At 75.3% G+C, this 13470-nt stretch carries 14 protein-coding genes; 7 read left to right on the top strand and 7 right to left on the bottom strand.

The genetic code is table 11. The annotated features are described in order from the left end of the window. Positions 1-45: 45 nt before the first annotated feature. The 3 genes from ACFWBF_RS03075 (at position 46) to ACFWBF_RS03085 (ending at position 2540) form a co-directional block, all read left to right on the top strand. Positions 46-306, top strand: coding sequence for a DUF6158 family protein (locus tag ACFWBF_RS03075; RefSeq protein ID WP_385594252.1), 261 nt, complete (start codon positions 46-48; stop codon positions 304-306). Between the two features lie 98 nt (positions 307-404). Beyond that, on the top strand, positions 405-962 hold the full coding sequence (locus tag ACFWBF_RS03080; protein ID WP_385594255.1) for a TetR/AcrR family transcriptional regulator: 558 nt from the start codon (positions 405-407) through the stop codon (positions 960-962). A gap of 54 nt (positions 963-1016) precedes the next feature. Continuing rightward, positions 1017-2540, top strand: a complete 1524-nt coding sequence (locus ACFWBF_RS03085; RefSeq protein ID WP_385594258.1) for an MFS transporter — start codon at positions 1017-1019, stop codon at positions 2538-2540. A gap of 21 nt (positions 2541-2561) precedes the next feature. On the opposite strand, the gene ACFWBF_RS03090 is transcribed toward ACFWBF_RS03085, so the two are convergent. The 3 genes from ACFWBF_RS03090 to ACFWBF_RS03100 are packed head-to-tail and all read right to left on the bottom strand — an operon-like array spanning position 2562 to position 5811. Further along, the gene (locus ACFWBF_RS03090; protein WP_385594261.1) at positions 2562-3695 is read right to left on the bottom strand and encodes a serine hydrolase domain-containing protein; all 1134 of its coding nucleotides are present in this window, start codon (positions 3693-3695) and stop codon (positions 2562-2564) included. Next, positions 3692-5302, bottom strand: coding sequence for a carboxylesterase/lipase family protein (locus tag ACFWBF_RS03095; RefSeq protein WP_385594264.1), 1611 nt, complete (start codon positions 5300-5302; stop codon positions 3692-3694). The genes ACFWBF_RS03090 and ACFWBF_RS03095 overlap by 4 nt, the downstream gene beginning before the upstream one ends. After that, entirely contained in the window at positions 5299-5811 is a 513-nt protein-coding gene (locus ACFWBF_RS03100) for a DinB family protein (protein ID WP_385594267.1), read from the bottom strand. Before ACFWBF_RS03100 ends, ACFWBF_RS03095 begins: the two co-directional genes overlap by 4 nt. Positions 5812-5993: 182 nt before the next feature. Between ACFWBF_RS03100 and ACFWBF_RS03105 the strand changes: the two genes are divergently transcribed. Next, positions 5994-6557 carry a hypothetical protein gene (locus ACFWBF_RS03105; protein WP_385594270.1) on the top strand — a complete coding sequence of 188 codons (564 nt, stop codon included), beginning with the start codon at positions 5994-5996 and terminating at the stop codon, positions 6555-6557. A gap of 35 nt (positions 6558-6592) precedes the next feature. Here ACFWBF_RS03105 and ACFWBF_RS03110 read toward each other — a convergent pair whose 3' ends face one another. Genes ACFWBF_RS03110 through ACFWBF_RS03120 form a run of 3 tightly spaced genes read right to left on the bottom strand, consistent with a single transcriptional unit; the run spans position 6593 to position 9298 of the window. Beyond that, entirely contained in the window at positions 6593-7618 is a 1026-nt protein-coding gene (locus ACFWBF_RS03110) for an NAD(P)/FAD-dependent oxidoreductase (protein WP_385594273.1), read from the bottom strand. Beyond that, positions 7615-8223 (bottom strand): isoprenylcysteine carboxyl methyltransferase family protein, encoded by a 609-nt coding sequence (locus tag ACFWBF_RS03115; RefSeq protein WP_385594332.1) that lies wholly within the window; start codon positions 8221-8223, stop codon positions 7615-7617. The genes ACFWBF_RS03110 and ACFWBF_RS03115 overlap by 4 nt, the downstream gene beginning before the upstream one ends. Before the next feature lie 13 nt (positions 8224-8236). Then, positions 8237-9298, bottom strand: coding sequence for a type III polyketide synthase (locus ACFWBF_RS03120; RefSeq protein ID WP_385594276.1), 1062 nt, complete (start codon positions 9296-9298; stop codon positions 8237-8239). A gap of 97 nt (positions 9299-9395) precedes the next feature. Here ACFWBF_RS03120 and ACFWBF_RS03125 point away from each other — a divergent pair, with 97 nt between their 5' ends. Then, the gene (locus ACFWBF_RS03125) at positions 9396-10235 is read left to right on the top strand and encodes a UbiA family prenyltransferase (protein ID WP_385594279.1); all 840 of its coding nucleotides are present in this window, start codon (positions 9396-9398) and stop codon (positions 10233-10235) included. Positions 10236-10299: 64 nt separating this feature from the next. Next, positions 10300-11337 carry a PHP domain-containing protein gene (locus tag ACFWBF_RS03130; protein WP_385594282.1) on the top strand — a complete coding sequence of 346 codons (1038 nt, stop codon included), beginning with the start codon at positions 10300-10302 and terminating at the stop codon, positions 11335-11337. An 84-nt stretch (positions 11338-11421) separates the two neighbouring features. Here ACFWBF_RS03130 and ACFWBF_RS03135 read toward each other — a convergent pair whose 3' ends face one another. Further along, positions 11422-12171 (bottom strand): VOC family protein, encoded by a 750-nt coding sequence (locus ACFWBF_RS03135; RefSeq protein WP_385594334.1) that lies wholly within the window; start codon positions 12169-12171, stop codon positions 11422-11424. Positions 12172-12388: 217 nt separating this feature from the next. Between ACFWBF_RS03135 and ACFWBF_RS03140 the strand changes: the two genes are divergently transcribed. Then, positions 12389-13456: a GNAT family N-acetyltransferase gene (locus ACFWBF_RS03140; RefSeq protein ID WP_385594286.1), complete on the top strand. Its 1068-nt coding sequence runs from the start codon at positions 12389-12391 to the stop codon at positions 13454-13456. The last annotated feature ends 14 nt before the right edge of the window (positions 13457-13470 follow it).

A 13470-nucleotide genomic window follows, 5' to 3' on the forward strand; every position in this document is an offset into this window, starting at 1 on the left:
ACCGGGCGGTGCGCCCGGCCCGGCAGAGGAGGAGGTGTACCTGCCATGGCGGAGCACGAGGGCGGTCCGTCGGCGCGGGAGCTGGAGGAGGGCCGACTGCTCAAGGAGCTCGAGGCCATCCACCGCACGCGCCACGAGACCCTGCTGCACGGGTCCAAAGACGCGCTGGTCACGCACACGCAGCGGATGAACGAGCTGGAGCACGAGTACGTGCGCCGCCACCCGGAGCGGGCCCAGACACCGGGCCGCACGCGCTCCGGCGCCCGTGCCCGTACGGCCCCGGACCAGGAGGACGGCCACCCGTAGCGGTCCGTGGGCCGGTCCACTGGTCCGTATTGCCCTGAGTAGCCAAATTTGCCTCATGTGAGACAAAAACGTATCGTATGAGGCGAAGGAGGCTCATCATGGTGCACGAAAACGAACTGCTGGACGGCGCCGCCCGCGTCCTCGCCGGCGACCACAGCGCCTCGATGGCCCACATCGCCGCGGGCATCGGGACCAGCCGCGCCACACTGAGCCGTCGCCACGCAACCCGCGAGTCACTGCTCAAGGCCGTCGCCGTCCGGGCGATCGAGGTGGTCGACGGCTGTCTGACCCCGGCCGACCTGCCCGCGGACGCCGACGGCGCGGCCTTCGACGCCGCGCTGGAGCAGCTCGTCACCGACCTGCTGCCCGCCGTCCACCTGTACGGGTTCACCTCGCGCGACGCCACCGTGCTCGCCGATCCCGAGTTCCGGGCTGGCATCGAGCGCCAGGACCAGCGGGCCCTGGCCTTCTTCGAGTTCGGCCAGCGGCTCGGCCGCCTGCGCGCCGACATGCCCCCGTACTGGCTCTGGTACTCGCTCTGGGGCCTGCTCGACGCCGCCGCCGAAGGCGTACGCGACGGGCACCTCGCCCCCCGCCGGACCGGCCGTCTGGTCCTGACCTCCTTCCTCGGCGGAACCCGGGCCTCCGCCGCGTAGTCCCGCCGGGCAGCCCCAGCACAGCCCTGCGCACCCCTCCCGAACGGAATCTCCATGCACACCCCCACGCCGGATCCGCGCCGCTGGATCGTGCTCGCGATCCTCTCCGGCAGCCTCCTGCTCATCTCGATGGACACCACGATCCTCAACGTGGCCTTCCCCTCGCTCGTCGGTGACCTCCAGCCCGGCGCAGTGCAGCAGCTGTGGATCATCGACATCTACGCGCTCGCCCTGTCCGGCCTGCTGGTCACCGCCGGCGCCCTCGGCGACCGCTGGGGGCGCAAGCGGCTGCTGATGGCGGGCTTCGGCATCTTCTCCGTCGCCTCGCTCATAGCCGTGTTCTCCACCGAGGCCTGGCACGTCATCGCGGCCCGCGCCCTCCTCGGCATCGGCGGCGCGGCGATCATGCCGTCCACCCTGTCGATCCTGCGCAGCGTCTTCACCGACGCCAAGGAACGCGCCTTCGCCCTCGCCGTCTGGGCCGCCGTCTTCGGTGGCGGCATGGCCTTCGGCCCGGTCGTCGGCGGCCTCCTCGTCCAGGACTACGGCTGGCACTCCGCCTTCCTCCTGAACCTCCCCGTCGCCGCCGTCATCGTCGCGGCCGGCCTGCGCTACCTCCCCGAATCCCGCTCCCCGCGCTCCGCCGGCGCCTGGGACTGGTGGGGCGTCGCCCAGTCGATCGTCGGCATGCTCGCCCTCGCGGGCGGCATCAAGCAGCTCGGCAAGAGCGGCATCGCCGACCCGCTGCCCTGGGCCCTGCTCGTCATCGCCGCGATCACCCTGACCGTCTTCGTCCGCCGCCAGCTGCGCCTGGACAACCCGCTGCTCCAGGTACGGCTGTTCACCAAGCCCGCCTTCAGCGTCGCGGCGACCGCGATCTTCCTGCCCATGGTGGGCATGGGCGCGATCCTCTTCCTCGTCACCCAGTGGTTCCAGTACGGCCAGGGCTACACCCCGCTGGAGGCGGGCCTGCGCCTGCTGCCCGCGCCGCTCGCCCTGATCTGCGCCTCGATGATGGCCCCCACCCTCATGCAGCGCTTCGCGATCCGGCACGTCCTGGGCGCCGGCCTGGTGGTGCTGGCCGCGGGCATGGCCCTGCCGTGGACCCTCCAGCAGTTCACCGATCTCGGCTACCCGGCCTTCGCCGTCGCCCTGACGGTCATCGGCCTGGGCGCCGGCCTGGCGACCACGGTCGCCTCGGTGACCCTGATGTCCTCCGCCCCCGCGGACGAGGTGTCCAGCGCGGCCGCCATCGAGGAGACCTGCTACGAACTGGGTTCGGCCATGGGCGTGGCCATCCTCGGCTCCACGGCCGCCGCGCTCTACCGGGGCAACCTCCCGGCCCTCGACCTGGACGGCCCCACCATGAGCGCCGTACGGGACTCCGTGGGCGAGGCGGCCCACACCGCCGAGCGGATCGGCGGCGAGGTCGGCGGCGCCCTCCTCGACGCGGCCTCGCACGCCTACACCCTGGCGATCACCCCGGCGTTCCTGCTGGCCGGAGCCCTCGCCGTCGCCGCCGCGGCCACCACCTGGTCGCTGATCCCGCGCGACCTGCAACCGACCGAGAACCACTGACGCGGGTCCCGGCGGCGGCGCTCAGGAGGCCGCGTACGTCCAGAACTCGCGCATCAGGGCCGGCGGCGTCGGGCTGCTCAGCTCCAGCTGGGTCAGCAGGATGCTGACGGCCCCGGTGGACGGGGTGACGTGCGCGGCCGTTCCGGTGCCGCCGACCCAGCCGTAGCGGCCCGGCACGTTCCACGGGTCGACGGGCGCGACGTCCACCGAGCCGCCGAAGCCCCAGCCCTGGCCCTCCAGGAACAGCTCGGCGCCGGCCCGCTGCGCGGGGGTGAGCCAGTCGGTGGTCATCCGCCGCACCGAATCGGCCGACAGCAGCGGGCCGCCGCCGTCGAGCAGCATCCGGGTGAAGGCGTACAGGTCGTCCAGGCTCGACACCAGCCCGCCGGTGCCGGACGGAAAGGCCGGCACGCTGCTCCACTGCCCGTCGGGGGCGTCGATCAGTTCCGGGCCGCCCCGGGGTCCGGTCCGGTAGTAGCCGGTGAAACGCCCGCGGCTGCCGTGCGGCACGGCGAACCCCGTGTCGGCCATGCCCAGAGGCTCGAAGATCCGCTCGGCCAGGAACTCCGGCAGCGAACAGCCCGCCACCCGCGCGATCAGCACCCCGAGGACGTCCGAGCAGGTGTTGTACAGCCAGGCCTCGCCCGGCTGGTGGAGCATCGGGATCCGTGCCAGCGTCGCCATCCATTCGTCCGGCGCCGCGATGAGCTGCGGTTGCGGCGGCCCCTGCCTGAGCTCGCTGAACAGCAGCCCGACCGCCGGGAGCGAGAAATCGGACGGGAACCCCCAGCCGGCCCGGAAGGTCAGCAGGTCCGCGACGGTGATCGCGTGCTCGGCCGGGACCACGTCGTCGACCGGGCTCGCCGGGGTGCGTACGACCACGGGCGAGGCCAGCTCGGGCAGCCAGGGGGCCACGGGATCGGTCAGCGCGAACCGGCCCTCCTCCACCAGCATCATCACCGCCACGGCAGTGACGATCTTGGTGATCGAGGCGACGCGGAAGAGCGAGTCCCGGACCATCGGTGCGCTGCCCTCCGCGTCCGCGCTGCCCACCACCGCCACCTCGACCTCGTCGCCCCGGGCCACCAGGGCCACCGCCCCGGGCAGCGAACCGCTGCTGACGTGCCGCTCCAGGATGTCGCTCAAGCCGGTCAAGAGTCCGCCTTTCCGTCGGCGCCGCCCCGGGACTCCCAGAGCGCGCAGTGGTGTTCGGCCGATGCGTCCACCGGGTGGATCCCGGCCGGCCCCGGAGCCAGCGACTGCACGGAGGCCGGCGAGGAAGCCTTCCACCGCGGGACCCCCGGCCCGTTCGGATCGCCCGTCCGCGCGAACCGGACCCAGTAGCCGGCCATCCGGTCCGCCAGCGCCCGCTGGGGCCCGCTCAGGGCGAACGGCGTGTCGAACAGGTAGGTCAGTTCGAATCCGTGCGAGGCGCCGTACGGAAAACCGGGGACCTCCGGCAGCCCCGTGTAGTTCGGCGCGTCCCGGTCGTCGAACCGGTAGAGGTACGTCGGCACGTGCCGCCCCAGTGCCAGGCCGTCGCGCAGCGTCGGGCACACGAAGGACACGTCGGTCAGCGCCGTCGCCAGCGCCAGCGCCGGCGTCGGGTACGCGGAGGCCGGATAGGCCGCCTCGACGATCGGGGCCGACTCCCCGAACGACGTGTACAGCCGGGCCCGGTAGGCCTGCTCGTCGGCGACCGGGTACACCGCCAGGGTCTGCCCGAGGAAGATCCGCATCTCGTCGCGGTCGGCGCCCTGGATCACCGGGACCCGGTGGAACCGCCCCTCCCGCAGTGCCCGCCGCGGTTCGACGGGCAGCAGCGCATTGCCGTAGGAGACGAGGGAGAACCGCTGCATCAGCTCGGGCGTCGCCAGCTTCCCGGTGTCCAGGCCGCGCAGGCACTCCAGTTCGGCGGCGGGCTCCGGCCGGCCGCAGCCGAGCCGGGCCGCCGCGGCGGCCCCGTCCGCGACCGTGCGCCGCTCCGGCACGAAGGGCTCGTACGCACCCAGTTCCGGCAGCAGGGCCCGCGGGGGCATCGTCGTCGAGCAGGAACCGCTCTGCACGATCGCCCGGTGGAACAGGCCGGCCGAGGCGGGGGAGGTCAGGTGCATGCAGACGCTGAGCCCGCCGGCCGACTCGCCGAAGACGGTGACGTTGCCCGGGTCGCCGCCGAACGTGGCCGCGTTGGCCCGCACCCAGCGCAGCGCCGCCTGCTGGTCGGAGAGGGTGGAGTCGGGCGCCCCGCCGAGCGCCGGGTGCCCGAACAGGCCGAAGACGCCGAGCCGGTAGTTGACCGTGACGACCACCGCCCCGCCCGCGGCGGCCAGCCGCTGCGGCCGGTACAGGTCCCCGGCGCCGTTGACGAAGCCGCCGCCGTGGAACCAGACCATGACGGGCCGCCGCACCCCGGCCGCGGGGCCGGTGACATTCAGGAACAGGCAGTCCTCCGAGCCGCTCGGCCCGCCGGGCCCGATCGCGGGGAACTGCACGCAGCGGGCACCGGGCGCCCCCGCGTCCCGGACACCGCGCCAGCGCGGTACGGGCACCGGCGGCCGCCAGCGCAGCGCCCCGACCGGCGGCGCGGCGTACGGGATGCCCTCGAAGGTGCGGTACCCGGGATGCGCCCGGCCGCGTACCGCCCCGCGGTCGGTCTCCACCACCGGCCGGTCCGCGGCCCGGGCGCCGAAGGCCGGCCCGGCCGCCGACAGCAGCAGCCCCGCCAGCAGGGCCCGCACGGCCCGCCGTACGGCCGCCCTCACCGGCGCCTCGTCAGCACGCCCCGTACGAAGGCGGCCTGCCCGGCGTGCTGGAGGTCGTCGCCGATCACGCTGACCAGCCGCACGCCCAGGGTCACCGGCGGATCCCAGGCCTCGTCGACCACCCGGTCCAGATCGGCGGCGGCCACCCCGCGCAGGAACTGCCCGGTCTGCGCGTGGACCGCGTCGAAGTACCCCAGCAGCAGTTCGCCGGAGTCCACGCGCACGGCCCCGGCCTGGCGCGCCGTGTGCCCGTACCCCGTCGCCCCGGCGGGCAGCGCCAGCGCGAACCGGTCCGCCCAGCCCTGGGCGGACCACACCTGCTCCAGCCCGCCCGCGTCCGCCACGTGGTCGTCCTGGATCCGGGTGAGGTGCCACACCAGCCAGGCGATCGAGTTCGCCCCCGGATCGACGCGCGCGTTCAACTGTTCGCCCGACAATCCCTCGACCGCCTCGTGCACCACGTCGCGGATTCTGCCGAACGCGTCGGCCAGTACTTCCGTGCCCTTCATGCCTCCACCATGCCCACGCCGGGCGGAAGTCACCGGGGCGGCGGCGCGGGAGACCCCCGTTTGCCCGCCCCGAATGGCGCAGTGCGGCGAAGTGCCGCTGAATATGACAAAGCGTGCGATACCCGTAACGCACGACGACCGGCGCGCAAGGCGTGCCCGCGCGTCGGTGAACGGAGCTTTCCATGGATGACCCCATCAGGCTCGCCGCGACGGAACACGAAGACCCCGGACACGAAGCCCCGCGGGCGGCCGAGGCGGCCCGCCCCGTCCACGAAGTCGGCGAGAGGGCCGCCCTGTTGGGCGAACACGCGCACGAGGGGGAGGAGACGGACCTCACCCCGCGGGCCGCGCCCCGAGGCTCCCGCGCGCTGCGCCACCTGCTGCGCTGGCCGGTGGCGCTCGCGCTGCTGGTCTGCGGGGCACTGCACCTGCCCCGGTACCCGGCGGGCGTGTCGGCCGGTGACCCCGGGGTGCTGCCCGGCCTTGCGGTCGCCGTGCTGTGCCTGGGGCTCGGCGCCCTGCTGGCGGTGCGCGACACCGCCGCGGTGTGGCGGACCGGGGCCGTGGCCGCCCTCGCCGTCGCCGTGCTGCACGTGCTGGGCGGGATCGTCGGGTTCGACCCGCCGCCGGGTGCGGTCGGCGGGTCCGCGGACTGGACGGACGTGACGGCCGTGCTGTGCGCCGCGTCCGCGGCCGTGCTGGCGGGCCTGGCCCTGCAGTACCGGCCGCGGCGCGACGGAACCTGATCCGGGAAGGGGCCCGGGCGACGCCGTGCGGCGGGTCACGCGAGCACGTTCACCAGCCGTGTGAACACCCCGGGCAGCCGGGCGGCGAGCGGCACGATGCGGCGCGCGAGCGGGGGCTGCCCACGGGCCCAGAGCAGGGAGGCGGTGAGGGTGCGGTAGCTGCGCGAAAGCTCCCGCCAGGCCCGCTCGTACTCCTGCGGCCGGCCCGCCCGTACGCACCGTACGAGCTCACCCGCCGCGGTCACGGCCAGGGTGAGCCCCTCGCCGGTGAGGGCGTCGACGTACCCGGCGGCGTCCCCCACGAACAGCACCCGCCCCGCCACCCGCACCCGGGCCCGCTGGCGCAGCGGTCCGGCGCCGCGCACCGGCGCGCCGGGAGCCGCGGGCAGCCGGGCCGACAGCAGCGGGAACCGGGCGAGTTGTACGTCGAACGGGGCCTGCTCGCAGGTCAGCACGGCCACGCCGATCCGGTCGGGCCCCAGCGGGGTCACGTACGCCTCGGCCCGCTCCGCCCAGTGCACCTCCACGCAGTCGCTCCACGGCGCCACGGCGTAGTGCCGGCGCAGGCCGTAGCGGGCCGCCCGGCCGGGCACGGGCGGCGCGGTCAGGCCCAGTTCCCGCCGGACGGGGGAGTGCAGACCGTCCGCCGCCACCAGGTAGCGGGCGGTCAGGCCGGCCGCGCTGACCGAGTCGGGGTCCTGGCGCACCTCGTCGATCCGGCGGGGGAGCACCCGTACGCCCAACTGCGCGGCCCGGTCCGCCAGCGCGGCCTGGAGCGCGGTGCGCCGCGCGCCGAGCCCGGGGCCGGTGCGAAAGCGCCCCTCCGCGTGGCGCCCGGTGACGCCGTCGAGGTAGCGGATGCCGTGGAAGGGCCGGCCGGGCACCGTGACGCCGAGCTCCGCGAGCCGGCGCACGCCCGCCGGCATCAGGCCCTCGCCGCAGGCCTTGTCGATGGGGGTCGGGCGCGGCTCGGCGACGACCACCTCCAGCCCGGCCAGCGCGCCGTGGATCGCGGTCGCCAGCCCGGCCGGTCCGCCGCCGGCGACGAGCAGATCGATCACGGCGCGGGGTGCGGGGCCGGGGCGGGTGCGCTGTCGGCCGCGCCGTCCGCCGGGCCGCCCGTCGGGCCGTCCGCCGGGCTGTTGGCCGCGCCGTCCGCCAAGGCGTCGGCCAAGGCGATGTCCTCGCAGTGGATGCGGGCGCCCAGCAGGACCGCGTTCAGGGCGGTGAAGCCGATCGCGGTCAACCACGCCGTGTGCACCAGCGGCAGCGCGATGCCCTCGATGACGACCGCGACGTAGTTGGGGTGGCGCAGCAGCCGGTACGGCCCCGCCGCCACCAGCGGCAGTCCGGGCACCACCAGCACCCGGGTGTTCCAGCGCGGCCCGAGGGTGGCGATGCACCACCACCGCAGACCCTGCGCCGCCACGGCGAGCGCGAGCGCGGTCCAGCCCAGCCAGGGGACGAACGGGCGCCCCGCGGCCCACGGTTCCACCGCGCATCCGGCCAGCAGCGCGGTGTGCAGGGCGACCATGGCCGGATAGTGCTCCCGGCCGTACTCGCGGGCGCCGCGGGCCAGGCTCCAGGCGCTGTTGCGGCGCGCCGTGACGAGCTCGGCGAGGCGTTCGGCGGCGACGAGTCCGACGATCAGCAGGTACAGGTTCATCGACACGGGTCACTCACCAGCGCAGCAGGACGAGTTCGGAGGCGAAGCCCGGACCGAAGGCGAGCATCAGCCCGACCGACCCGGGCGGCGGCGGTCCCGACTCCTGGAAGGTGGCGAGGATGTGCAGGACCGAGGCGGAGGAGAGGTTGCCGACGGTCGCGAGCGAGTTCCGGCTCGCCGCGAAGGCCGACTCGGGCAGCGACAGCGCGTCCGCCAGCACGTCGAGGATCCGGGGCCCGCCGGGATGGCAGATCCACGCATGGACGTCGGACGGCTTGAGGTCGTGCCCGGCCAGGAAGGTCTCGACCTCCTCCGCCACGTGCAGCCGGACCAGTTCGGGGACGTCGCGGTCCAGTACCAGCCGGAAGCCCCAGTGCCCGATGTCCCACCCGAGCAGGTGCTCGGTGCCCGGGTAGAGGCGGCTGCGCGCGGCCACCACCGTGGGTCCGGTGCCCGACCCGTACAGCGGATGCTCCTCGCCGACGACCACCAGGGCGCCGGCCCCGTCGCCGAAGAGGGCCCCGCCCACCAGGGCGGCCATCGAGGCGTCAGCGGCCTGGAGGGTGAGCGAGCACAGCTCGGTGGAGAGCAGGAGCGCCGCGTGGCCGGGGCTGCCGGTCAGGTGTTCGTGGAGGTGGCCCACCCCGGCGGCGCCGGCGGCGCAGCCGAGGCCGAAGAGCGGCACCCGCCGCACGTCCGGGCGCAGCCCGGCACGGCCGGCGAGGCGTGCCTCCAGGGAGGGCGTGGCCAGGCCGGTCACCGTGGTCGACATGACCAGGTCGAGCTCGGCGCCGGCCAAACCGGCGTCCGCGAGGGCGAGTTCCAGGGCCCGGCCGCCGAGTTCGAGGGCGGCCTCGACGAAGAGGGCGTTGGTGGTTCCGAAGTCGTTCGACGGCCCGTACCGCTCCAGCGGCAGCGCCAGATGGCGGGCCCCGACCCGTACCGAGGCGTGGACGCGGTGCAGGAGCGCGGTGTCGCTGCCCGGCGGCAGGAACCGGGCGAGCGCCTGCGCGATCTCGGACTGCGGGTAGCGGTGGGGCGGGAACACGCTGCGCACAGCCAGGACACGTGTCATTGCCTCAACATAGGGAAGATCCGACACTTCGTGAGGAACCAGTCGAACCGGGCGCGCCGCAGCCCGGGCCGTCCACGAGACGGCCTAGCGTGACACCGTGCCCGCCACCGCAGCAGAGGCCCGAACGCCTCCGTCCCCCGTCGCCGGCCTGCTGGGCGCCTGCCATCCGCTGCCGACGGCGGCCGTCACCCTGTTCGCCGCCGCCCTGGCCGCGGCCGTGGGCCGCGCCCTGCCCGGAGCCGCGGTCTGCGTGGCCGCCGTCGCCGCCGGACAGCTGTCGGTCGGCTGGTGCAACGACCGCACCGACCTGCGCCGCGACCTCGCCACCGGCCGCGTCGACAAACCCCTGGTCGCCGGTACGGTGACCCCGAGCGCGGTGACCGCCGCCGCGCTCGGGGCGCTGCTCCTGTGCGTCCCGCTCTCGCTGGCCGGCGGGCCGCTCGCCGGCGCCGTGCACCTGACCGGCGTGGCCGCCGCCTGGGCGTACAACCTGCGGCTCAAGAGCACCGCCGCCTCCTGGCTGCCGTACGCCCTCGCCTTCGGGCTGCTCCCCGCCTACGTCACCCTCGGCCTGCCCGGGGCGCCCTGGCCGCCCCCGTGGCTCACCGCCGCCGCGGCGCTGCTCGGGGCGGGCGCCCACTTCGCCAACGTCCTGCCCGACATCGAGGACGACCTGGCCACCGGGGTGGCGGGGCTGCCGCAGCGGCTCGGCGTGCGCCGCTCGGCCGCGCTGGCCGGCCTCCTCGTCCTCGGCTCGACCACCGCCCTGGTCGTCGGGCCGCCGGGGCCGGTGAGCCCGTACGGCTGGGCCCTGCTCGCCGTGACGACCGCCCCGGCCCTGCTCGCGGGCGGGCGGCTCGGCGGACGGTTCCCCTTCCACGCCACACTGGCGGTCGCCGGGGCCGACGTGGCGCTGCTGCTGGCCGAGCTCCGCTGAGCCGGGCCGCCGGGTTCGTGGTCACACTGGGAGTACGCGGATCACGGGCAACAGGAGGTACGCGATGGATCCGGTTGCGGCGCTGGACCGGATCGCCTTCCTGCTGGAGCGCGCCCAGGAGCCGACGTACCGGGTGCGGGCGTTCCGCACGGCCGCGTCCGCCGTCGGACACATGGGCGAGGGCGAGGCGGCCGAGCGGGTCCGGGCGGGCACGCTGGAGGCGGTCAAGGGCATCGGCCCCAAGACGGCCCAGGTCGTCCGCGAGGCGCTGGGCGGAGGGGTCCCGGAGTATCTGCGGAAGCTGGAGGACCAGGCCGCCGCGCACCCGGCCGGTCCGCCCGCCTCACCCGAGGCCCTCGCCCTGCGCGCGGCCCTGCGCGGCGACTGCCACGTGCACTCCGACTGGTCGGACGGGGGCAGCCCGATCGAGGCCATGGGCCGGGCCGCGGCCGGCCTCGGGCACGAGTACGCGGTGCTCACCGACCACTCGCCGCGCCTGACGGTCGCCCGGGGGCTCTCGCCCGAGCGGCTGCGCGAACAACTGCGGGTGGTGGCCGAGCTCAACGAGACCTGGGCGCCGTTCCGGCTGCTGACCGGCATCGAGTGCGACATCCTCCTCGACGGCTCGCTCGACCAGGAGGACGAACTCCTGGACGAGGTCGACCTCGTCGTCGGATCCGTGCACTCCAAACTGCGCATGGACGCGCCCGCCATGACCCGGCGGATGCTCGCCGCCGTCCAGAACCCCCACATGGACGTCCTCGGCCACTGCACGGGCCGGCTGGTGACCGGCAGGACCCGGCCCGAGTCCCAGTTCGACGCCGAAGCCGTCTTCGCCGCCTGCGCGGAAGCCGGCACCGCGGTGGAGATCAACAGCCGGCCCGAGCGACTGGACCCGCCCCGCAGACTGCTGCGCCTCGCCGAGCGCGCGGGCACGCTCTTCGCGATCGACACGGACGCCCACGCCCCGGGCCAGCTGGACTGGCAGACCACCGGCTGCGAACGCGCCGTGGAATGCGGGGTCCCGGCCGACCGGATCGTCAACACCTGGCCCGCGGCCGACCTCCTCACCTGGACCCGCACCCGCCGCCCACCCGGCTGACCGGCCCGGGGACCGAATCCGCGCTGAGCGCCGGGCCGGGGACGCCCCGGCGGGCGCCCCGGCCCCCGGTGGGTGGCCACAGCACTAGGACTCCGCGCCGGCGGCGATCGGGGTCGTGAGGGTGAACAGGGCCCCGTCCGGATCGCGCAGCGCCACCCACCGGTCGGTGTCGCTCGACTGGATCGGCGACACCGTGCGGCCGCCCAGGTCCAGGGCCGCCTGCACGGCCGGCTCCAGTTCCGGGACGCGGAAGTGCACGTGCCAGCGGGGGCGGCTGTACGGCGCGTACGAGGCCGTCTCCACGGGACCGCTGTCGAGCCGGGCGACGGGCTCACCGCCCTGCCGCAGCACCACCCGGTCCTCCTCGTAGCTGACCTCGCAGCACCCGGGGCGGCCGGTGGCCCACTCCAGCACCTCCCCGTAGAAGATCGCCGACTCGAACGCGTTGCGGGTACGCAGCTCCAGCCAGGCCGGCGCGTGGCCCGCGCCCACCCGCCAGGAGTCCGACACCTGGCCCTCCCAGATCCCGAACACCGCGCCGTCGCGGTCCGCCGCCAGCGCCGCCCGGCCCCCGGACTCGAAGGACACCGGGCCGACCGCGATCGTGCCGCTGCGCTCGCGGATCCGGCCCGCCGCCACATCGGCGTCGTCGACGGCGAAGTACGGGGTCCATGCCACCGCGACCGCCAAGTCCCCCGCCAACGCCCCGATCCCCGCCACCGGCACCCCGTCCAGCTCGGCGACCGAGAACGCCTCGCCGAGCCGGGCCGGCCTGAACCGCCAGCCCACGACCGCACCGTAGAACCGCTGCGAGGTCCCGAGGTCCCGGGCCATCAGGCTCACCCAGCACGGCGCCCCGAAGACGTCCCTCGTCGAAATCTTCACCGCTTGCTCCGCCCTTCATCCGGGGGGCGCCGTCGGCGCGCCGTCCCGAGCACAAGCAGTAGCGCCCCGGCCCGGTCGCAGGCGCGCAGACGCGCCCTTGTCACCGGTACGAGGTCCGGTGGATATTGCGTTGGCCCGACCGGGCCCGCGACCTATGGTTCGCTCCATGACGATCACGAGCGCGCAGGATGTGGACAAGGCGGTGTCCCTCACCACCCAGGCACTGCGGGACGTGGCACACCTCGACTGGAGTGCCCCGGCCGCCGGACTGGAGTGGAGCTGCCACGACACCGCCGTCCATGTGGCCGGCGATTTCACGGCCTACGCGGCCCAGCTCACCGGCCGGGCGACCGGCGCGTACGTCCCCTTCGAGATCACCGCCGACCCCGGCACCACCCCCGACGGACTGGTGGAGATCATCACGGCCACCGGCGGCCTGCTGTCCGCGGCCGTACGGGCGGCCCGCCCCGGCGACCGCGCCTGGCACCCGTACGGCACGGCCGGCGCGGACGGCTTCGCCGCGATGGGCATCGTCGAGACGCTGCTGCACACCCACGACATCCTCGGCGGCCTGGGCGTCCACGGCTGGGAGGCCTGCCCCGAGCTGTCCGCGCAGGTCCTCGACCGGCTCTTCCCGCACGTCCCGCGCGGCGACGACGCCTGGCGGACGCTGCTGTGGGCCACCGGCCGCGGCGAACTCCCGGGCCTGCCCCGCCAGACGGCCTGGCGCTGGTACGCCGACCCCCTCCAGGCCGAGGGGCTGACGCTCTGCGAGATCTCCCCGCTCGTCGCCGCCGATCTGAGCGGCGGCGGCACCGGCGGCTTCGCCTGGGCCGAGGGCGGCCCCGCGGACGGCACCCGCATCGGGGCCGGGCATGCCGTCAAGGCCCGCGAGGCGGGCACCTACCGCCCGGGCTGGGGCGCGTACGCCCTCGTCCGCACCGGCGACCGCCGCGCGATCGGCGCCATGGGCTTCCACTCCGCCCCCGACGCCGGGGGAGTCGCGGAGATCGGCTACGACCTCGTCCCCTCGGCCCGGGGCCGCGGCTACGCCACCGAGGCGCTCAAGACCCTGACGGCCTGGGCGTTCGCGCACCCCGGCTTCACCGAGCTGCGCGCGACGGTGGCCGAGGACAACGCCCCCTCCCGCGGGGTGGTCCGCCGGGCCGGCTTCGAGGAGACCGGCTCCGCGGACGGCCAGGTCCGCTACGCCGTACGGGCCCCCCGGGACTGACGCCCGGGAGGCCC

This window comes from Streptomyces sp. NPDC060028 (assembly GCF_042736725.1).
In the GTDB taxonomy this organism is placed as follows: domain Bacteria; phylum Actinomycetota; class Actinomycetes; order Streptomycetales; family Streptomycetaceae; genus Streptomyces.